21 protein-coding genes and 1 tRNA gene are annotated in these 18,633 nt (G+C 69.1%); 12 read left to right on the top strand and 10 right to left on the bottom strand.

The window, feature by feature from the left end; genetic code table 11:
• Positions 1-18: 18 nt before the first annotated feature.
• Together AB0B45_RS21030 and AB0B45_RS21025 are read right to left on the bottom strand one after the other, a co-directional pair.
• Positions 19-1,230, bottom strand: coding sequence for an MFS transporter (locus AB0B45_RS21030; protein ID WP_358132777.1), 1,212 nt, complete (start codon positions 1,228-1,230; stop codon positions 19-21).
• Positions 1,227-2,603, bottom strand: coding sequence for a PLP-dependent aminotransferase family protein (locus AB0B45_RS21025; protein ID WP_358132775.1), 1,377 nt, complete (start codon positions 2,601-2,603; stop codon positions 1,227-1,229). Before AB0B45_RS21025 ends, AB0B45_RS21030 begins: the two co-directional genes overlap by 4 nt.
• Positions 2,604-2,671: 68 nt before the next feature.
• On the opposite strand from AB0B45_RS21025, the gene AB0B45_RS21020 reads away from it, so the two are divergent.
• Positions 2,672-3,118 (top strand): carboxymuconolactone decarboxylase family protein, encoded by a 447-nt coding sequence (locus AB0B45_RS21020; RefSeq protein WP_358132773.1) that lies wholly within the window; start codon positions 2,672-2,674, stop codon positions 3,116-3,118.
• Positions 3,119-4,354 carry an MFS transporter gene (locus AB0B45_RS21015; protein ID WP_358132771.1) on the top strand — a complete coding sequence of 412 codons (1,236 nt, stop codon included), beginning with the start codon at positions 3,119-3,121 and terminating at the stop codon, positions 4,352-4,354. It abuts the gene before it with no gap.
• On the opposite strand, the gene AB0B45_RS21010 is transcribed toward AB0B45_RS21015, so the two are convergent.
• The 5 genes from AB0B45_RS21010 to AB0B45_RS20990 all read right to left on the bottom strand — a co-directional run bounded on the left by AB0B45_RS21010 (position 4,259) and on the right by AB0B45_RS20990 (position 9,579).
• The gene (locus tag AB0B45_RS21010) at positions 4,259-6,457 is read right to left on the bottom strand and encodes a heavy metal translocating P-type ATPase (protein WP_358132769.1); all 2,199 of its coding nucleotides are present in this window, start codon (positions 6,455-6,457) and stop codon (positions 4,259-4,261) included. The two genes, AB0B45_RS21015 and AB0B45_RS21010, sit on opposite strands and share 96 nt — an antisense overlap.
• A gap of 22 nt (positions 6,458-6,479) precedes the next feature.
• Positions 6,480-7,493 (bottom strand): hypothetical protein, encoded by a 1,014-nt coding sequence (locus AB0B45_RS21005; protein WP_358132767.1) that lies wholly within the window; start codon positions 7,491-7,493, stop codon positions 6,480-6,482.
• A complete protein-coding gene (locus tag AB0B45_RS21000) occupies positions 7,490-7,702 on the bottom strand; it encodes a cation transporter (protein WP_358132765.1) in 213 nt (70 codons plus the stop codon). The genes AB0B45_RS21005 and AB0B45_RS21000 overlap by 4 nt, the downstream gene beginning before the upstream one ends.
• 53 nt (positions 7,703-7,755) lie before the next feature.
• Entirely contained in the window at positions 7,756-8,037 is a 282-nt protein-coding gene (locus AB0B45_RS20995) for a metal-sensitive transcriptional regulator (RefSeq protein WP_358132763.1), read from the bottom strand.
• A gap of 198 nt (positions 8,038-8,235) precedes the next feature.
• Positions 8,236-9,579, bottom strand: a complete 1,344-nt coding sequence (locus AB0B45_RS20990) for an MFS transporter (protein ID WP_358132761.1) — start codon at positions 9,577-9,579, stop codon at positions 8,236-8,238.
• Positions 9,580-9,848: 269 nt separating this feature from the next.
• Here AB0B45_RS20990 and AB0B45_RS20985 point away from each other — a divergent pair, with 269 nt between their 5' ends.
• From AB0B45_RS20985 to AB0B45_RS20970, 4 genes are all read left to right on the top strand, one after another.
• Positions 9,849-9,968 (top strand): DLW-39 family protein, encoded by a 120-nt coding sequence (locus tag AB0B45_RS20985; protein WP_240506072.1) that lies wholly within the window; start codon positions 9,849-9,851, stop codon positions 9,966-9,968.
• Between the two features lie 19 nt (positions 9,969-9,987).
• Entirely contained in the window at positions 9,988-10,713 is a 726-nt protein-coding gene (locus AB0B45_RS20980) for an HAD family hydrolase (RefSeq protein ID WP_358132759.1), read from the top strand.
• A gap of 388 nt (positions 10,714-11,101) precedes the next feature.
• A tRNA-Ala gene (locus AB0B45_RS20975) sits at positions 11,102-11,174 on the top strand.
• A 99-nt stretch (positions 11,175-11,273) separates the two neighbouring features.
• On the top strand, positions 11,274-11,843 hold the full coding sequence (locus AB0B45_RS20970) for a GNAT family N-acetyltransferase (protein ID WP_358132757.1): 570 nt from the start codon (positions 11,274-11,276) through the stop codon (positions 11,841-11,843).
• A 420-nt stretch (positions 11,844-12,263) separates the two neighbouring features.
• Here AB0B45_RS20970 and AB0B45_RS20965 read toward each other — a convergent pair whose 3' ends face one another.
• The 3 genes from AB0B45_RS20965 to AB0B45_RS20955 all read right to left on the bottom strand — a co-directional run bounded on the left by AB0B45_RS20965 (position 12,264) and on the right by AB0B45_RS20955 (position 14,063).
• Positions 12,264-12,776 carry a hypothetical protein gene (locus AB0B45_RS20965; protein ID WP_358132755.1) on the bottom strand — a complete coding sequence of 171 codons (513 nt, stop codon included), beginning with the start codon at positions 12,774-12,776 and terminating at the stop codon, positions 12,264-12,266.
• Positions 12,777-13,335: 559 nt separating this feature from the next.
• Positions 13,336-13,728: a type II toxin-antitoxin system VapC family toxin gene (locus tag AB0B45_RS20960; protein ID WP_358132753.1), complete on the bottom strand. Its 393-nt coding sequence runs from the start codon at positions 13,726-13,728 to the stop codon at positions 13,336-13,338.
• A 14-nt stretch (positions 13,729-13,742) separates the two neighbouring features.
• A complete protein-coding gene (locus AB0B45_RS20955) occupies positions 13,743-14,063 on the bottom strand; it encodes a prevent-host-death protein (protein ID WP_358132751.1) in 321 nt (106 codons plus the stop codon).
• Positions 14,064-14,139: 76 nt separating this feature from the next.
• Between AB0B45_RS20955 and AB0B45_RS20950 the strand changes: the two genes are divergently transcribed.
• The 6 genes from AB0B45_RS20950 to AB0B45_RS20925 all read left to right on the top strand — a co-directional run.
• A complete protein-coding gene (locus AB0B45_RS20950; RefSeq protein WP_358132749.1) occupies positions 14,140-14,466 on the top strand; it encodes a hypothetical protein in 327 nt (108 codons plus the stop codon).
• A gap of 168 nt (positions 14,467-14,634) precedes the next feature.
• Entirely contained in the window at positions 14,635-15,078 is a 444-nt protein-coding gene (locus AB0B45_RS20945) for a hypothetical protein (RefSeq protein WP_358132747.1), read from the top strand.
• The gene (locus AB0B45_RS20940) at positions 15,075-15,380 is read left to right on the top strand and encodes a transcriptional regulator (RefSeq protein ID WP_358132745.1); all 306 of its coding nucleotides are present in this window, start codon (positions 15,075-15,077) and stop codon (positions 15,378-15,380) included. The genes AB0B45_RS20945 and AB0B45_RS20940 overlap by 4 nt, the downstream gene beginning before the upstream one ends.
• Positions 15,381-15,470: 90 nt before the next feature.
• Positions 15,471-16,367, top strand: a complete 897-nt coding sequence (locus AB0B45_RS20935) for a serine hydrolase (RefSeq protein ID WP_358132743.1) — start codon at positions 15,471-15,473, stop codon at positions 16,365-16,367.
• A gap of 869 nt (positions 16,368-17,236) precedes the next feature.
• Entirely contained in the window at positions 17,237-18,358 is a 1,122-nt protein-coding gene (locus AB0B45_RS20930) for a histidine kinase (protein WP_358132742.1), read from the top strand.
• Positions 18,355-18,633, top strand: a 279-nt coding sequence (locus AB0B45_RS20925; RefSeq protein WP_358132740.1) for a response regulator transcription factor, incomplete at its 3' end; no start/stop codon positions are given. The genes AB0B45_RS20930 and AB0B45_RS20925, both read left to right, overlap by 4 nt.

Raw genomic sequence — 18,633 nt, 5'->3', positions numbered from 1 at the left:
GACCGCGAGGCTCGGGCGTCATCGAGCCGTGAGGCCGCGCACCCCAGGGGACAGCAGCGCGGCCAGACCGCACAGGACGACGATGGCCGCGCAGCCCAGCAGCGCGGGAGCGGGCCCGGTCACGACGGCGACCGGGCCCGCCACCAGCAGCCCGATCGGGCCGAACATCAGCGAGCCGAGCGCGTCGTAGGAACTGACCCTCGACAGCGACTCCGCGGGGATCTCCCGCTGCATCGTGGTCTGCCACAGCACCCCGAAGACGTCCATGCAGACGCCCATCACCGCCGCGCCCACCACCACGGTCCAGAGCGGCGCCCCCACCCCCAGCAGCAGGTACGGCAGCGCGGTGGGGAACGTCATCAGCGTCCCGAGCAGGATCGGCCTCCTGGGACGCAGCCGCATCGCGAGCACCACCCCGCCGATCATGCCGACCGCCTCACCCGCGAGCACGGCCGACCACGCCGGCGCGCCACCGAGGCTCTGCTTGGCCATCAGCGGGCCGAGCACGCCATGCGCCGCCTGCATGGCCATGACCAGCACGGAGAACTGCGCGACGACCACCCACAGCCACTGGCGGGACCTGAACTCCCGCCAGCCGTCCCGCAGGTCGGCCAGCACCGAAGGGCCCGGCCCCGCGGACCTGTCGAACGGCTTGAGCCTGAGCGCCGCGACGCAGGCGGCGCCCGCCGCGAACATCGCGCCGCTGATCAGCAGCGCCCACCCGCTGCCCACCAGAGCCACGACGGCTCCGCTCAGCACCAGCCCGGCCACCCGCCCCGAGTTCGCGCCGAGGCCGAGCAGCGCGTTGGCCGTCTGCAGCCGCTCGGGCGACACCACGTCGGGGATGATCCCCGTCAGCGCCGGGAACATCATCGCCACCGCGATGCCGCTGATCGCGGACGCGATCACCAGGGCGGGCAGCGGCGTCCAGTGGATCAGCAGCATGATCGCCAGGCTCGTGAAGGCCGCCGCGCTCATCAGGTCGGCGGCGAGCATCACCCTGTTCCTCGGCAGCCGGTCCGCGATCACGCCGCCGATCAGCATGAACACCACCATCGGCACCGCCTCGGCGGCCAGCACGACCGAGAGCGTGGTGGCGTCGGCGCCTGGCAGGTTGAGCACGCCGAAGGCCAGGGCGACCGGGGCGAAGGAGCTGCCGACGACGGAGACGGTCCTGGCCGCCAGGAGTAAAGGGAACCCACGCTCGCGAAGCAGGCCGAGATCGTTCACCGTGGTCCCCTGTTCCCCCTCGCGAAGAGCCTGCGCAGACCTTCGTCGATGTGTTCGAGCGAGATGCCACCGTAGCCCACGACCACCCCGCGCTCGGGCGCGCCCGCGTAGTAGGTCGTCAGGTCCTCGACCGCGACCTCGGGCGCCGCGGTCAGGTCGGCCTCACCCTTGGCGCACAGGTGGAGCCCGGCCGCAGAGGGCACCAGGTCGAGCCGGTCGCCCAGGAAGGCGGCGATGCGCGCGTGCCTGGCCGCGTACACCCTCGTCGCCTTGCGCACGTGCCGGGCCAGCAGCCCCTCGTCGATGAACCTGGCCAGCGCCGCCTGCGCGGTCGCCTCGCTGTGCCAGTCGGTCAGCCGCTTGGCGGTGCGCAACGCGGGCTGCAGCGAGGCGGGGGCGACGAGGAAGCCGAGCCGCAGCATCGGGGCCAGCGTCTTGGAGAAGGAGCCGACGTAGAGGACCCTGCCGCTGCGGTCCAGGCTCTGCAGCGGTTCGAGCGGGCGGTCCTCGAAGCGGAACTCGCTGTCGTAGTCGTCCTCGATCACCACCGCGTCGCGCCCCTCCGCCCACGCCAGCAGCGCCGTACGGCGGGCCAGCGACATCGGCGTCCCGAGCGGGAACTGGTGCGAAGGGGTGACGTAGACCAGCCGGGCGGCGCGGGGGATGGCCGTCACGTCCAGCCCTTCCGCGTCCACGGGCACGCCCGCGACGCGTGCGCCGAGCGAGTGGAACAGGCGTCTGGCGGGCGGGTAGCCGGGCTCCTCCACCGCCACGCAGTCGCCCGGCTCGATCAGCACCCGGCCGATGAGGTCGAGCGCCTGCTGGGCGCCCTGCGTGACGATCACGTCGTCGGGCGCCGCCCTGACCGACCGTGCGATCCCGAAATATCGGGCTATGGCGTCGCGCAGGCCCTCGTGGCCCTCCGGCGGCAGATAGCCCGCCGCCGTGACCCTCAGCTCCCTGGTGACCAGGCGTCGCCACGTCTCCAGCGGGAACAGCCGCACGTCCGGCATGCCGACCCTGAAGTCGAAGGCAGGCGTGGGTCGGGGCGCCATCGGGGGGATCGAGCGCCACACCGCGCGCGGCTGCACGCCGCTTCCCTGAGGCGCCCTGCGCCGCCCGGTCTCCACGCGCGCGGGCGCGCAGACGAACGTGCCCGCGCCCGCCCTGCCGACCAGGAACCCGTCGGCCATCAGCCGGTCGTAGGCGACGGCCACGGTGTTGCGGGCGACGTCGAGGCTGCGCGAGAGCTCCCGCGTCGGCGGCAGCCTCTCGCCTTCTCTGAGCCTGCCGTCGAGAATGGCGTCACGCAGCTGACGGTAGATCTGTGCGGCCAGGTCACCCCTGCCGGTGAGGCTGACGTGGAACTCCATCTTGGCCCAATCAATCGATTAGAAATTGGAGCTTACAGGCGGCCAAGCTTCGGCTCTAATCTTTCCGTATGACGCAGAGAATGGACCTCGGCAAGTTGGCCCCCGAGGCGTACAGGGCGATGGCAGGGCTGGAGAAGTACATCGCGGGCAGCGATCTGCCCAAGCCCCTCCTGGAGCTGGTACGGCTGCGCGCCAGCCAGATCAACGGCTGCGCCTACTGTGTCGACATGCACAGCCGCGACGCCAAGGAGGGCGGCGAGAGCGACGCGCGGATCAACGCGGTGGCCGTGTGGCAGGAGGCGCCCTGCTTCACCGAGGTGGAACGGGCGGCGCTCGCGCTCACCGAGGCGGGCACCAGGCTGAGCACGGGCTCGGTCTCCGACGAGGTGTGGGCCCAGGCGGCCAAGGTGTTCTCCGAGGCCGACCTCGCCGCCCTGGTGGTGCAGATCACCACCATCAACGCATGGAACCGCATCGGCGTGATCACCCACATGACGCCCGAGTCCTTCAAGTAGATGAACCCCCGCCGCGTCCTCACCCTGGCCCAGCTGTCCAACGCCATCGGCGACGGGGCTTATGTCGTCACCTCCACCCTGTACTTCAGCAGGATCGTCGGCCTGTCCCCGGTGGAGATCGGCCTCGGCCTGACCATCGGCTGGGCCGTCGGCACCGTGGCCGGCGTCCCGCTGGGGAACCTGGCCGACCGGCGGGGGCCGCGCGGCGTGGCGGTGCTGCTGGCCATGGCGACGGCCGCGGGAGTCGGCTCGTTCCTGGTGGTGCGCTCGTTCCCGCTGTTCGTGCTGGCCGTATGCCTCTACGCCAGCGCGCAGACAGGGCTGTCGGCGGCCCAGCAGGCGCTGCTCGCGGGTCTGGTGCCGCCCGCCGAGCGCACCCACGTGCGGGCGGTGCTGCAGGCGACGCTGAACGCCGGGCTCGCCGCGGGCGCCGGGCTCGGCGGCCTCGCGCTGCACTTCGACACCTCGACGGCCTACCTGGCCGTCTTCGCCGTGGACGCGGCGAGCTACCTGGTCGCGGCGGCGGTGCTCACCAGGGTGCCCGCCGTACGGGCGGTGGCCAGGGTGAAGGGGGAACCCCGGCTCGCGGTGCTCCGCGACCGGCCGTACACGGTGATCACGCTGCTCAACACGGTCATGCTGCTCTACCGGCCGCTGATCAGCCTGGTGCTGCCGCTCTGGATCGTCCAGCGGACCGACGCGCCCGCGTGGACGGTCTCCGCCGTGCTCGTGCTCAACACCGTGTGCGTCGTGCTGTTCCAGGTACGCGTCGCGCGCAGGGTCTGCGACCTGGCCTCCGCCTCCCGCGCCGTACGGCTGGCCGGGCTGGTGCTGTTCGTCTCGTGCGTGGTGTTCTCCCAGGGGAACACGGTCATGCTCCTGCTGGCCGCGGCGCTGCTGCAGGTGCTCGGCGAGATGATGCTCGCCTCAGGCGCCTGGGAGATCAGCTTCGGCCTCGCGCCCGCCGACAAGCAGGGCCAGTACCAGGGATTCTTCGGCACCAGCACCGCGGTCGCCAGGATGGCGGGCCCCGTCGTGCTCACCGGCCTCATCATCGGCTGGGGCACGCCCGGCTGGCTGGTGCTGGGCGGGATGTTCGCGGCGGCCGGCGCCGCGATGGCGCCGGCCGTCCGCTGGGGACTACTTGAAGCTGCGAAGACGCAGGCTGTTGGTGACGACGAAGACGCTGGAGAAGGCCATCGCGGCACCGGCGATCATCGGGTTGAGCAGGCCTAGCGCGGCCAGCGGGAGCGCCGCCACGTTGTAGGCGAAGGCCCAGAACAGGTTGCCCTTGATCGTGGCCAGCGTCCTGCGCGAGAGCCTGATCGCGTCGGCGGTCACCCGCAGGTCGCCACGGACCAGCGTGAGGTCGGAGGCCTCGATCGCCGCGTCCGTGCCCGTGCCCATCGCCAGGCCCAGGTCGGCCTGGGCGAGCGCAGCGGCGTCGTTGACGCCGTCACCCACCATGGCGACCGACCTGCCCTCCGCCTGCAGCCGCTTGACCACGTCGACCTTGTCGGCCGGCAGGACGTCGGCGATGACCTCGTCGATCCCCACCTCCGCCGCGACGGTCCTGGCGACCTTCTCGTTGTCGCCGGTGAGCAGCACGGGGGTCAGCCCCAGCGCCCGCAGCCGCTGGATCGCCTCCTTCGATGTCGGCTTGACGACGTCGGCCACCACGAGGACCGCGCGCGCCCTGCCGTCCCAACCGACCGCCACCGCGGTACGGCCTGCCTCCTGCTCCCGCTCCAGCGCCTGAGCCAGCTCCTCGGGCAGGTGCTGCGACCATTCGGCCAGCAGCATCGGGCGGCCGACGAGCACGGCGTGCCCGTCGACGATGCCCTGGACGCCCAGCCCCTCGACGTTGGCGAAGTCCTCCACCGTCGCCTCAGAACCGGCCGCTCTCGCGATGGCCCGCGCGATCGGGTGCTCCGAGGCGTGCTCCAGCGCTCCCGCCAGGCGCAGCACCTCCTCACGGCTCTCGCCCTCGGCCAGGTGGACGGCGGTCAGCGTCATCCTGCCCTCGGTGACCGTGCCGGTCTTGTCCAGGACGACCGTGTCGATCCTCCTGGTCGACTCGAGCACCTCGGGGCCCTTGATCAGGATGCCCAGCTGGGCGCCCCTGCCCGTGCCCACCAGCAGCGCGGTCGGCGTGGCCAGGCCCAGCGCGCAGGGGCAGGCGATGATCAGCACGGCGACCGCGGCGGTGAAGGCCGCGCCCGCGCCGCCGCCGGTGCCCAGCCAGAAGCCGAGCGTGCCGACCGCCAGGGCGATCACGATGGGGACGAAGATGCCGGAGATCCTGTCGGCCAGCCGCTGGACCTCGGCCTTGCCGGTCTGCGCGTCCTCCACCAGCTTGGCCATCTGGGCCAGCTGGGTGTCCGCGCCCACCTTCTCCGCCTTGACGACCAGACGTCCGCCCGCGTTTACCGTCGCGCCGACGACGCGATCGCCTGGCCGCACCTCCACGGGCACGGACTCGCCGGTCAGCATCGAGGCGTCGACCGCGCTCGAGCCCTCCTCGATCACACCGTCCGTGGCGATCTTCTCGCCGGGCCGTACGACGAAGCGGTCACCGACCTTGAGCCGCTCGGCAGGGACGCGCCGCCCGTCGACCAGCTCGACGTCCTTGGCGCCCAGTTCCAGCAGCGCGCGCAGCGCGGCGCCCGCCTTGCGCTTCGACCTGGCCTCGAAGTAGCGCCCCGCCAGGAGGAACGCGGTCACGCCCGCCGCGGCCTCGAGGTAGATGTTGCCCGAGCCGTCGGTCCTGGCGATCGTGAAGTCGAACGGGTGCGTCATGCCAGGGGCGCCCGCCGTACCGAGGAACAGCGCCCACACCGACCACGCGAACGCGGCCAGGGTGCCGATGGAGACCAGCGTGTCCATGGTCGCCGCGCCGTGGCGCAGGTTCGTCCACGCGGCCTTGTGGAACGGCCAGCCCGCGTAGACCACGACCGGCGCGGCCAGCGTCAGCGACAGCCACTGCCAAAAGGGGAACTGCAGCGGCGGGATCATCGCCATCGCGATCACCGGCACGGCCAGCACCACGGAGGTGATCAGCCGGTCGCGCAGCGGCCTGAGCTCGTCCTTCTCCTCGGCCTCCTGCCGCCCTTCGGCCTCCTGCCGGGGGAGCTCGGCGGTGTAGCCGGCCTTCTCCACCTCGGCGACCAGCACCTGCGGGTCGAGCCCGTCGGGGAAGGTGACCTTCGCCTTCTCCGTGGCGTAGTTGACGGTGGCGGTCACGCCGTCCATCTTGTTGAGCTTGCGCTCGATCCTGTTGGCGCAGGAGGCGCAGGTCATGCCGCCGATCGAGAGTTCGACGGCTGTCTCGGGGGCCATCAGCTTCTCCTTCCGGCTGCGTCTAGTGGCCGTGGCCGTGAGGCTCGGTGGGCTCGGCCGTGGGTGCGGTGCTGGGTGCGGTGCCGGGTGCGTCGGCGGGCGTCGCGGCATTGAGGGTGAACGCGGCCGTGCGGACCTGGTCCTGGTGCTTGAAGTCGAGGAACAGCCGGTAGTCGCCCCTGCTCGGCACCTCGGCGTAGAAGGTGAGGCTGTTCTGCTCGGGGTGCACGTGCAGGTAGGCGAGGTCGCCGGCGCGCAGCGCGACCAGGTGGCCGAGCGCGCCGAGGTAGGGCTGCACGTCGGTGACGGGCTTGCCGTCCTTGGCGACCGTCAGCGTCAGCTTGCCCGCCTTCCCCGGCACCAGGTCTCCGGCGAGCGACACGGTGTATCCGTCGACCTCGGCGGTACGGCTGACCGCCGGCAGCGGCTTGGGCGCGTAGTCGCCCGCGGCGAACAGGTCGGTGCCGAGCGTCATCGCGCTTGCCCCCGTGGGGAGGATGTCGGCGTAGGCGCGGTAGACGCCCGCTTCGGGGAGGGTCAGCCTGACCGTCCAGACGCCGTCAGCGCCCTCCTCGGGGTGGAGGTGCTGGAAGGTGCTCAGGTCGCGGGAGACGACGATGAAGTGGACCTTCTTCTCGTGCTGGATCTCGTAGCCGGTGACCGGCTTGCCGTCGGGGCCCGTGATGGTGAAGCTGAAGTCGGTCGGCTGCCCGGTCTTCAGCGTGTTGGTCGCCGGTGTGAACGTGTAGCCGTTCTCGGACACTTGGAGCCCCCCGGGGGTATCCTGGGGCGCCGTGGCCGTCTTGGTCGCCTCGGCGCTTTCTGTGTGGCTGTGGTCTGCGGTTCCTTCGTGGCTCTCTGTCTGAGCGACGCCCTCTGCCTGGGCGGCGGTCCCGGTGTGGGCGGCGGTCCCGGTGTGGGTGCTCGCCTTGGGCGGCGTGCCGACCTCACCGACCGCGTTGCCCACGCCCAGCGCCGCCCCGAAGACGGCGGCGAGGCTGGAGACGTAGACGACGAGCTTGGCGGGAGTGTTCACGACTGATGCGCCACCTCGTATCCGGCCGCCTCGACGGCGGCGACGATCCGGCCCTTGTCGACGGGGTCGGCGCTCTCGACGGTCAGCAGGCCGGAGGTCAGGTCCACCTCGACACCCGTCACACCCGCGACCTCGCCGACTTCTTCCTTCACCGAGCTCACGCAGTGGCCGCAGGTCATGCCTTTGACGGTGTAGGTGGCGGTGCTCATGTCATATCTCCCTGTCGCTGTGTTCCTGCTATGTGTGCGGATACGCGTCTCGGTTACGAACGGACCAGTCGCGCGATCGCGTCGGTGGCTTCCTTGACCTTCGCCTGCGCCTCGGGGCCGCCCTTCATGGTGGCCTCCGCGACGCAGTGGGCGAGATGCTCTTCCAGAAGGGAGATGGCGAAGGACTGGAGCGCGCTCGTGGCGGCCGACACCTGGGTGAGGATGTCGATGCAGTACTTGTCGTCCTCGACCATCCGCTGCAGGCCTCTGGCCTGGCCCTCGATCCGGCGCAGCCGCCTGAGGTGGTCTTCCTTGTTGCCGGTGTATCCAGCCATGGTTCTCGCCTCCCTCTACCTTCAGTGTAACACCGTACCCCCCTAGGGTATTCCGATGGGCCTGGTTTGCGGGGTTTTCTTGTCGCGGGGCTGGGGGTCCGTTGGGGCCCAGGCCCCGTGCGCCCGGTGAGGCGTATCCCTGGACAGAGGCCGGCCCGCGCCTGGGGTGGCGCTTGGGGCGGCTTGCCGTACGGACGGCTACACCTGCGCGGCGGGCTCCTGCGGGACCCGCGCGGGGCGCCGCATGAGCGCCAGCGTGAGCAGTGCGCCCACCGCGGCCACCACCCCCGCGCCGACGAAGGCGGCGTCGAAGCCGTCCTCCCGCGATGTGGCGATCGCGGTCATGATCGCCAGCCCCAGCGCCGACCCCACGTTGTAGGTGGTGTTGACGATGCCCGACGCCAGCCCGCTCTCCTCCGGGGCCACCCCCGACAGCGCCGACATCATCGCCGGGATGTACGCCAGGGACATGCCCACCGCCGACACCAGGCTCGCGGGCAGGAACGCCGACCCGCTGAACGCCAGGCCGCCCACGCCGACCGCCAGCACGCCGAGCCCCAGCACGATCAGCGGCTTGGCGCCGAACCGGCCGAGCAGCCGCGCAGTGATCCCGATCATGAAGATCATGACCGTGACCGTCATCGGCAGCAGCGCGGCCCCGCTGGCGAACGCGCCGTAGCCGAGGCCCTGCTGCAGGAACAGGTTCAGGAAGTACCACATCGGGATCCACGCGGCGCCGAGCAGCGCCATGGCCAGGTTCGCGGGTGCGAGACCGGGCGTGCGCCAGATCCTCAGCGGCATGAGCGGCTCGCGGGCGCCGCGCTGCCTGATCAGGAACACCGCGAGCAGGACGATCGCGGCGGCCGCCTCGGCCAGTGGCGCGCGCTCCGCGGCCTGGACGATCGCGTACACGGCCAGCGCGATGCCGCCGGTGACGGTGACCGCGCCGAGCACGTCCACCGAGCCGCGCCTGCCCTGCGTGGCCGGCAGCAGCGCAGGAATGGCCGCCAGCGTGATCAGGCCGATCGGGATGTACACGATGAACACCCACGGCCAGCTGAGCCACTCGGTGATCACACCGCCGAGGAACACCCCCGCCGTGCCGCCCGCGGGGGCCGCCGCGCCGTACAGGGCCATGGCCTTCCCCAGCTCTCGCTGGTCGCTCCCGAACAGTGTCATCAGCAACGTCATCGCGGCGGGCGCGATCAGCGCCCCTCCGACGCCCTGGACGGCGCGGCCGAGGATCTCCACCCACGCGGTGCCCGCGGCGGCGGCCACGACCGAGCCGGCCGTCAGGATCACCCAGCCGGTGGAGAAGATCCGGCGGGCCCCGAACAGGTCAGACAGGCGTCCGCCGAGCAGCAGCAGCCCCCCGAACGCGACGACGTAGGCGTTGAACACCCACTGCAGGCCGCCCTGGCTGAACCCGAGGTCGCGCTGCATCTCGGGGAGGGCGACGCCGATGATCGACGTATCCATGATCACCATGAACTGCGCGGCGGCGAGCACGACGAGCGCCCACCACCTCCGTGACTGCGACATGGTCGCTCCCTTCTTGTACCCCCTGGGGGTATCTGTGAACGGCCGAGAACGTAACATACCCCCTAGGGGTTTGCAAAGGGGTGTCCAAGATGGGACGCGAAGCCGATCCGCTTCGACGATGGCGCTGTCTTATCGGAAGATTGGGTAGAACTGGATAGGTCCGCACCCGGGGGAGCACCGCATAGCCTTGCTAGGCTGCGTTGCAACCGTTGCAACCGGGCGTTGTCTCACCCCGGCAGGTGAGACCGTCGAAGAAGTGGGGTCACACCGTGAAGAAGCTGCTCGTTCTGGCGCTGCTCGCCCTCGGGGGGCTGCTGATCTGGCGTAAGGTGCAGGCCGACCGCGCCGAGCTCGATCTTTGGACCGAGGCGACCGGCAGCGAGAACTAACGATCGTGGCGACGAGGGTATGACCGAGTCCGGCCCCATCAAGCTGGTCTGTCTGGACCTCGCCGGCACCACGATCGGCGACATCGCCACGGTCGAACGAGCTTTCGCCGAGGCAATCGCCACCCAGGGCATCGTCCCAGGGACCGGTGCGTACGCGCGGGCCATGGTCCACGTGCACCGGTCCCGTGGGTGCCCCAAGATCGATGTCTTCCGCGGGATCTTTCCCGGAAACGAGGCCCAGGCGCAGGCCGCCAACCTGACGTTCGAGCGCTCCTACGAGGGCGCCATCGAGCGGGCAGGTCTCGTTCCCGTGCCCGGAATCCTGGAGGCCCTCGACAAGCTCAGGGGCTCGGGAATCCACATCGGGCTGATCACCGGCTTCAGCCGTACGACGCTGAGCAGGGTGCTGAGCGTGCTCGGCTGGCACGACAAGATCGACCTCGCCATCAGCCCCGAGGACGCGGGCCGCGGCAGGCCATGGCCCGACATGGTGCTCCACGCGGTGCTCCGTCTGGGCGTCGAGGACGTACGGCAGGTGGCCGTCGCCGGCGACTCCGAGAACGACATGCTGACCGGACGCCGAGCGGGCGCATCGGTGATCGCGGGACTCCTGACCGGCGTCCACAGCCGAGACCGCCTGCTGAAGGGCGGGGCCACGCACATCCTCGACTCACTGGCGGAGTTCCCCGAACTGATCCTCGGCGGCAAATACGACCCACCCGCGGTGGCCGCCGCCCAGAACTGACCCGCCGCGATACTCGCCTCATGCGCCGTTCGCACGCCCTGCGGCGTTCGTGTGGCCCGAGAGCACCCACCGCCGGAGAGAGCCAGGCCACCGCGGCACGGCGTCGGCGATCACCGCTGCTTGTAGAGGAAGCAAGTGATCCGGCTTTCATCGACCCGATCAGGGCATCCGTCAGGCAGCCGGTTACCGCGCCCCGGCATTCCGCTGACCGTTCGCACCGGGACAGCTCTGTCGCCTCCGAGCAGCGACACGTCTGCGCTTGGACCGTTGGGGCGCGCCTCGGGGCGTGGAAGGCACATCGGGTGGCGAGAGCCCGTATGCTGTTGCTACGGTGTACAGCCGAAGCTGTCCGACCGCGCCGGTGTTTTGCAGGTCAGACGGTGTTCCAGGGGCCTTAGCTCAGTTGGCAGAGCGCCTGCTTTGCAAGCAGGATGTCAGGAGTTCGAATCTCCTAGGCTCCACTTCCCCAAACGCCCCGCCACCGATCACGGTGCGGGGCGTTCGTGCCAACATCGACCTCGCCGTCAGGCCTATAAGTGGCCATGGCACCCTCTAAGCCCATGCACTTCAGGACAGGCACAACGGATGACGCCGAACTTATCGCAGCGCTGCACACCGAGAGCTGGCAGACTGCCTACGCCGGAATCATGCCCGCCACCTACCTCAACGGACCGCTGCAGGAAGTGCGCAGGGCCATCTGGACCACGCGACTCTCGTCGTCCACGCTTGAGTCTGTAGGCGAGAACTCCGTCTTGCTGGTCGTAGCGGTAGAGGGCATCGCGCTTCAGGGGTTCGTCTATCTGTTCCTGCAGCCCGACGGCCGGGTCCTGCTGGAGAACCTCCACGTGCTCCCCACACGCAAACGCTCAGGCATCGGTCGTCAGCTCATGCGTCACGCCTTCACCTGGGCAGCCGCCCATCATTCCGGTAAGGCCATCTACCTCGAGGTGCTCCGTGATAACGCGCCGGCCATCGGCTTCTACGAGCGAAGCGGCGGCCAGGCCACACGAGAGTTCGTGGAAGGCTTCCCGGCGGGCTTTGAACTACCCGTAGTCGAGTACACCTGGAGCCCAGACGCCGTCCAAGCCTTGGCGTACACGGGCGTCACACCTGATCTCCTCGCGCCATAGACGCCTCCGGCGGAGATCTCTGCCGGCCCGGGACTTGGCGGAAGTCCTCCGATGGAAGCCGTCTGTGGCCGTCGGCATGCTCGCCTTGCGGCCCCTGGAACCGGCGATAGATATACGTTCACGCGAAGACGAGCCTGGACCTCCGTCGCCGGTGATGTGATCAGACCCCTTCCACGAAACGCTCTACCCAGCTCGTGAACCGGACTCTCAGCTCTCTTTCAGCTGCACGGACCAACTCGTTGGGATCGTAGCGGGATGTCGATCGGGAAGGCCGCGAAGTGAGCCGCCTGCCGCAGTTGCGAGGTCGGGTGTGCGCTGGCGGAGGTGATGAGCACGCGGGAACGGCGCTCATGCGCGGACCCACTGGCCCCGCTGCTCCGCAGCCGCCGCGTGCCAGTCCGGCTGTGACGTGTCGTCAGGTCAGCCGGATCCGCACAGCCTCTTGAGCTCGGCGAGGTCCGTGTTGATATCCGCGATCACCTGGTTGGGATCGCCGCCGGTCATGCCGGTCAGCCGGAAGTTCAGTTCCTGGAATTCGGCGGCCAGTCGACTGATCGTCGCCCCCACCGCTCCTTGCGCGTCGAGGACCGTGCCCATCAGATCGAGGTAGGTCTGGTGAGCTGCGGCTGCCTGGCTGCTGCGGGTGGTCCCGGCGTTCCGGCGGTATGCGGTCAGCACCGTCGCCGCCTCGTCACAGCCGCCGGGCCGGACCGCTGACACCAGCGGGGAGTCAACCGGGACCGCTCGCGTGGGGCTTGGCACCGGCGGCTGGGGCGCGCTGGACTCGGGCGACGGGCTCGGGTCCGGCGGTGCGGGCCGGGTGGTGACCGGATCCGGTGACGACGGCTGCGGAGCCGGGGTGGTGACTACCGCGTCGGACTGGGGCTGCGGAGGCGGGGACGACGGCATCAGGTAGGCGACCAGCGCGACCATGGCGGCTACCGCACCCGCCAGAGCGCTCACTGCCGTCCAGTTCGGGCGCAAGCCTGCTCCTCCACCCGCCGTCGGCGGCTGCGCTGGTCCATTCTTCGTCATGCCCTGATCGTGGCCGAGCCGCCGAACTCGGTCCAGGAAGCCTTCTGCTGACCTTCTGAATAGAACTCGCCTGTATAGGGCGGGCCGGTGAAGCGGCTTCGGCGACCGGAAGTGGCGGCAGGCGCCTTCGGCGACGCCGGTGAACGCAACCTCGACCAAACGCCATCCCTGGCGTGCCCGTTGCGTGCCCGATAGGGCGGGAAAATGGGGGAACGGTGGGAAGTCACGGGAGTGTGATCGGTACGCTGAGGTGCGTTGGCGCTGGTGAAGCGAGATCGACTTGCGTCTTTGCAAGCAGGATGTCAGGAGTTCGAATCTCCTAGGCTCCACCCCTCTCTCGGAACTAAAAAGCCCAGGTCGGACGCTGTGGTCGTCACCTGGGCTTCAGTGGTGCAAGGGACTTTTGGGAGCCGCGCAACCAAGCTGTCTGCCCAGCCGCGTTCTTTTCTGCGCCGCCTCATCGTGGGCGGGTGACCGGGACCACTGTGAGCAGGTGGTCCAGGCCTTTGAAATCCTTGGGGTTGCAGGTGTAAAGGGGTAGCCGGTTGGCGATGGCTACGCAGGCGATCATCAGGTCCGCTGTTCGAGGACGGGGTTTGCGTCCTGAGGAGATGACGGCTGTCCACAGTTGGCCGTACTCACGGGCGGCGGTGTCGTCGAAGGGTAGGGGATCGAACTCGGCCTCGGCAGTCTGCAGGATCTTCATTCGCTGGGCGAGCTCCTGAGGTCTGGTCGCCACCAATACGCCGACCGACAGCTCTGCGGTGGTGATGGCGCTGATCATCATCTCGTCGGGTAGCTCGTCGGGATCGATTCCGGCGCGCAGGATGAGGATGTTGGTGTCGAGCAACCCTTGAGCGTGGGTCATTCCCCGTCCTCCGCGAACTCGCCTCTGCCGTAAGCGCGGTCGTAAGGGTCGTAGAGATCGTCGTTGACGTGGTGGTCCATATCCTCGCGGTACTTTCGGTCGTCCAGCCTCGGCATGCCGCGGGACACGGCGGCGAATTCGGCCCGAGAGACGGCCCGGCGTCGGCGGCGGAGGGGGACGAGGTCGCCGATGTGGTGGCCGTTACGGGTGACGGCGTACCGCTCTCCGCGCTCCAGGCCGTCCATGATCTCGGCTGATCGGTTGCGCAAGTCGCGCTGGGAGATCTGGTGGGAGTGGTCAGGCTCAGGAGCGTTCACCCATCGACTCTACAACGGAGTGCTATTTGGTGCTACCTGGTAGCACACATCGGTAGGTCATCCAGACACATCCTGCTTGCAAATCGGCCTGATCTTCAGGCGTAACGGCCTCGACCTGCACAGCCGACGGTCCGTGAGTTCGGGTGAGCTGTGCTTCCAGGCGGGCGCGTTCGTCTCGGATGCCGCGCAGGCGCTTGGCGATCTTCTCGCGTGGCCAGTCAGGGTCACCGACGAGGTCGAGGTACTGGTCTTCCTGCGCGTCGATCTTGGCGAGCTGTTTCTTGATCTCGATGCGCAGGCTGTCGCTATGTCCGGGGCCAAGACCTGCTTGCGGCGTCGCCGTATCGCTCTCGGGCCGGGAGGCCCCAGCTGGCAGATGTCACCCGTTCGACCAGTCCTTTAAAGATCAGGCCCCCGGCGTAGCCGGCCTTCCGACCACACCTCACTCTCCGCGCCGGCCATGCCTGCTAACTGATCATCCAGCCCCATCTAGGGCGATCCATTCATCACTGGACACTTGAACGACAGTTGAGTACTCTCTTAGGAGTCAAATGTTTGAGCTGGAGGAAACATGCCGGAACATGACGACTTGTCAGCGGAAGCCGCCCTTCGCGAAGTGGACCGCGCGCAGGGCGCAGTGCGGAAGTCCAGCCGACGGGGCGCACGCTTCTACCTGGGGATGTGGCTCGGAGTTACCGGCTACTGGCTGGCCACGCTGCTCGGCCCCGCAACGGTCAAGAATTACGCCATTCTGGCGATCGGCGCCCTTACCGTGGCCGGGTTCATCTACATCTCGCGCCAGCGCGTCTACGACCGGCGGCACTACCGGCTCTCGTTCTCCGTCACCGCGGCGTTCGTTGGGACGACCGTGATCGGGGCCCTCTACAACATGTTCCTGCACCCGCAGGAGCCGGGCCCTCTGTGGGCGGTGGCTGGTGTACTGGTCGCCCTGATCGCGAGCGCCCCCCTGCTGTATGGCGCGGTGCGCATATTCCGCTCCACGGATGACCGGTGAGCCATCCCCGGCACGCGCTCGACGAGATCATCCACGCCCCGGTGCGGCTGTCCATCATGGCCATGCTCGCGGCGGCGGAAACGGCTGAGTTCGGCTTCCTGAGAGACACGATCGAGGTCAGCGACTCGCTGCTGTCCAAGCACATCCAAACGCTGGAGAAGGCGGGCTACGTACGGGTGACGAAAGGCTTCGTCGGCAAACGCCCTCGAACCTGGCTGGCGCTGACCGACGAAGGGCGCGACGCCTTCCAGAGCTACACGTCCATACTCCGGCAGATCACCGAGGGCACCCCTCCCGGCTGAACGCGGTAACTGACCGATCATCTCGAAAGGTTGGACTGATATATGCGAACCATCGTCGCCATGCTCCTGGCTCCCCTGCTGGCGGCCCCGATGACCGCCGCCCCCGCCGACCTCACGGACACAGAGGCCGTACTCGCCTACATCCGCGCTCATCCCGACGACGTCGCGCTGGTGACGCAGGGCATCAGCCACCATGCCGACCGCCTCGCCCCCGTGGCATCGACCATCAAGATCATCCACCTCGCCGCCTACACCGACGCCGTCCGCCAGGGAAAGACGAAGCCGGACGAACACGTCTCCGTGGCCCTGTGGAACTCCTACCACCTGCCCGGCACCGATGGCGGCGCCCACGAAGCGGCGTTGCAACGACTCAAGCCCGGTACGAGCGTCACGCTCGACCAGCTCGTCTCCGCCATGATCGAGGAGAGTGACAACGCCGCCGCCGACCTGCTGCGCGACCGCCTCGGCCCCGGCGCGCTGCGCAAGATCGCGCAAACTCGCGTCAGCACCATCAACGGCGAGATGCTCCGTGCCTTCGGTGGCTGCACGCTCCCCGCCGACGTCTGCCTGAAGAACTACGTCAAGGCCGGAAAACCGGTGCGGCTCACGCTTCCCGGCTTTGCCCAGCAGGCTGCCTGGAGCGAAACCGTGACCCGCGTCGAACCTGACGTTCTGCGCAGAGTGCTCGCCGGGCTCAGGAATGACAAGACGGCGAGCCGGCATCTGGAATGGCCGATGCGCCAGCCCGGCGCCGATCCCGACACGCTCCTCATCGGCACCAAGGGCGGCTCGCTGCCCGGCGTCATCAGCGAGGCCATGTACATCGTCCGGCCAGGTCAGAAGCCGCGCGAGACCGTCCTCGCACTGCGGCGACTACCTGAGACGACCTGGCTCTCCGGGATGGGTAGCTATGCTCACCAGCAGTTCCTTGTACGAATGGCGACGGATTCCGCCTTCTTCGCGAAAGTCCGCACAGCATTGAAGTGAACCCAAGTCCCCGAAGCGCCCTCCGTCGGTCTTTACCCTTCGGTTCGCGCTCAACGGCCCTTCAGAATTCACGAACTCACGGAGGATCCTGTCCGGGCAGCCGGGCAAGGCCGTTGGCATGCAGTAGGGAAGCTGACTTTGAGACGACCTAGTCGGAGTGTTGGTCGCGAAACGCTCTCGGCTCGTCATCCTGAAGCGGCGTGGGCCCTGTGATCACAGCGACGCGCTGAGCGCTAACGTCAGTGCTTCTACCTGCGGCGCGGTGTTCGAGTAAGCGCACATTAGGTCCACTTAGGTCCACCTCCCCAAACGCCCCATCACCGATCATGGTGTGGGGCGTTCGTGCCGTTAACGTGCCATTAGCCTCCGGCGTCGTCCCGCTTGGTGCGCTTCTTCTTCGTCTTCTTCTGCTCGGCCTTCACGCGTGTGCTGAGCGCGTCGGCGATGCTCGCACCGGACTGCGCGGCCAGGCTGTTCCCGTGTGCCGTAGATCATGGAAGTGGAGCCCTCGGAGGCCCATCTCCTTCAGCGCCTCCGCCCATCACAAGCGTGATCAGCGAATACCACCACGCCGCTTGACCACAGCTCAGGACAGCGCCTGCCCGCCCGCTCCACGTTCTGCCCGCGCGCGCAGTCTTCTGGGACGCCGGCCGCTTCGACGGCTCGGCATTCGATGAGGCAGCTCATCGACGGGCTTCGCCGGCGGGTTCGTGGCGGGGCGCCAGGATCGGCCTGCCCGCTGCTGGCTATCCTGTGGCACGTCGAGCCAGGTACGGCACGGCTCCCCACCACGAGCCCACCGGGAGGCGATGACCGTGACAGCCTCCCAGCGCCGGAGCACATGGCCGGCGACGACGGTGGTGGCGCACGTGGTCCTGGCTCTCCTGACGGTGATCATCCTGGCGGGCGTCTGGCACCTCGGCGCGGACCTGTGGCAGATCTTCGCCGCGGCGGGTGCTGCCGTCCTGCTCCATGTGGGAGCGGTGGTGGCCCATCGACGGCCGTGGGTGGGGTACGCGATCGGCGCGCTGGCAATGCTCGTCCTGGTGATGACGCCCTCCCTGGGTTGGTCACCGAGCATGCTGCCCTCGGCTGTGTGCTTCCCCCTCACGTTGTGGCGGCTGACCAGCCTGGTCTCGGTCAGGTCCTCGGTGGTTGCGTTGGCCGTCGCCGCGCTCGGGATCGTCCTCACCGAGCTGGTGGCGTGGGCCCGGCTGCCCTCTGACATCCCTGGGTGGACCCGCCTGGTCGAGGGCGGGCTGCTGATGCTCGTGGTCGGCGGTGTGTGGCTTGCGGCCCTGCTGGTACGCCGCAGGCACGAGGCCGGCCGACGAGCCGAGAGCGAACGACTGGCCGCGGCGGTCGCGGACGAACGGGCCAGCATCCGCCGCGACCTGCACGACGTGATCGCCCACACGGTCACCGTCATGGTCGCGCGGATCGAGGCCACGGCGGTGACGACGGCGGATCCGGCGACCCGCCGCGAACTCGGCGACATCGCCGAGGCCGGCCGGGACGCCCACCAAGGTCTGCGAGCGATGCTGGCCACCTTGGGCCCGGCCACCGTGGCGCTGCGCGCCGATTCCCGGCCCAGAGAGGTCCCGATCTCGCTCGATGCCCTCCCTGACCTCGCGGCCTCGGCGGCGAGCCCGCTCCATGCGGTGACGTTCGCGGAGGTGGGTGAGCGACGGCCGATGAGCCTGAGTGCCGAGGTCGCGGCGGTCCGTACCGTGCAGGAGGGCATCACCAACGCGCTGCGCCACCTCGAACCACCGGTCGAGGTGACCGTTCGCCTGCGCTGGACCCCGGCCGAGGTGGTGGTGGAGGTGCGCGACGACGGCGGCAAGGCGCTTCGCGACGGCGGCAGCCAGGGGACCGGCTTGATAGGGATCGAGGAACGTGTGCGTACCGCAGGCGGCACCCTGTCGATAGACGACGGGGACGACGGGTGGGTGCTGCGGGCGCGGCTCCCCACGAAGGAGGGGGCATGACCGGGATCCGTGTCATGCTCGTCGACGATCAGGAGTTGCTGCGGGCCTCGCTCCGTACGGTGCTGTCGGCCGACGAACGCATCGAGGTCACCCACGACGTCGCGAACGGCAGCGACGCGATCGAGGTCGTCCGGCGGCACCGCCTCGACGTGGTACTGATGGACATCCGCATGCCGCGCATGGACGGGGTCGCCGCCACGGCGGAGATCGTCAGGATCGCACCGGCGACCCGGGTGCTCATGCTGACGACGTTCGATGACGACGAACTGGTCGTG

Source organism: Nonomuraea sp. NPDC049152 (assembly GCF_040648355.1).
GTDB lineage: Bacteria > Actinomycetota > Actinomycetes > Streptosporangiales > Streptosporangiaceae > Nonomuraea.
This window is presented reverse-complemented; position numbering and strand designations above follow the sequence as displayed.

Bases quoted from the DNA above. Each gene is read 5' to 3' on its own strand.
- AB0B45_RS21025 (WP_358132775.1), bottom strand. From the start codon at position 2,603: ATGGAGTTCCACGTCAGCCTCACCGGCAGGGGTGACCTGGCCGCACAG.
- AB0B45_RS21020 (WP_358132773.1), top strand. From the start codon at position 2,672: ATGACGCAGAGAATGGACCTCGGCAAGTTGGCCCCCGAGGCGTACAGG.
- AB0B45_RS21015 (WP_358132771.1), top strand. From the start codon at position 3,119: ATGAACCCCCGCCGCGTCCTCACCCTGGCCCAGCTGTCCAACGCCATC.
- AB0B45_RS21010 (WP_358132769.1), bottom strand. From the start codon at position 6,457: ATGGCCCCCGAGACAGCCGTCGAACTCTCGATCGGCGGCATGACCTGC.
- AB0B45_RS21000 (WP_358132765.1), bottom strand. From the start codon at position 7,702: ATGAGCACCGCCACCTACACCGTCAAAGGCATGACCTGCGGCCACTGC.
- AB0B45_RS20995 (WP_358132763.1), bottom strand. From the start codon at position 8,037: ATGGCTGGATACACCGGCAACAAGGAAGACCACCTCAGGCGGCTGCGC.
- AB0B45_RS20990 (WP_358132761.1), bottom strand. From the start codon at position 9,579: ATGTCGCAGTCACGGAGGTGGTGGGCGCTCGTCGTGCTCGCCGCCGCG.
- AB0B45_RS20980 (WP_358132759.1), top strand. From the start codon at position 9,988: ATGACCGAGTCCGGCCCCATCAAGCTGGTCTGTCTGGACCTCGCCGGC.
- AB0B45_RS20970 (WP_358132757.1), top strand. From the start codon at position 11,274: ATGCACTTCAGGACAGGCACAACGGATGACGCCGAACTTATCGCAGCG.
- AB0B45_RS20965 (WP_358132755.1), bottom strand. From the start codon at position 12,776: ATGGTCGCGCTGGTCGCCTACCTGATGCCGTCGTCCCCGCCTCCGCAG.
- AB0B45_RS20945 (WP_358132747.1), top strand. From the start codon at position 14,635: ATGCCGGAACATGACGACTTGTCAGCGGAAGCCGCCCTTCGCGAAGTG.
- AB0B45_RS20935 (WP_358132743.1), top strand. From the start codon at position 15,471: ATGACCGCCGCCCCCGCCGACCTCACGGACACAGAGGCCGTACTCGCC.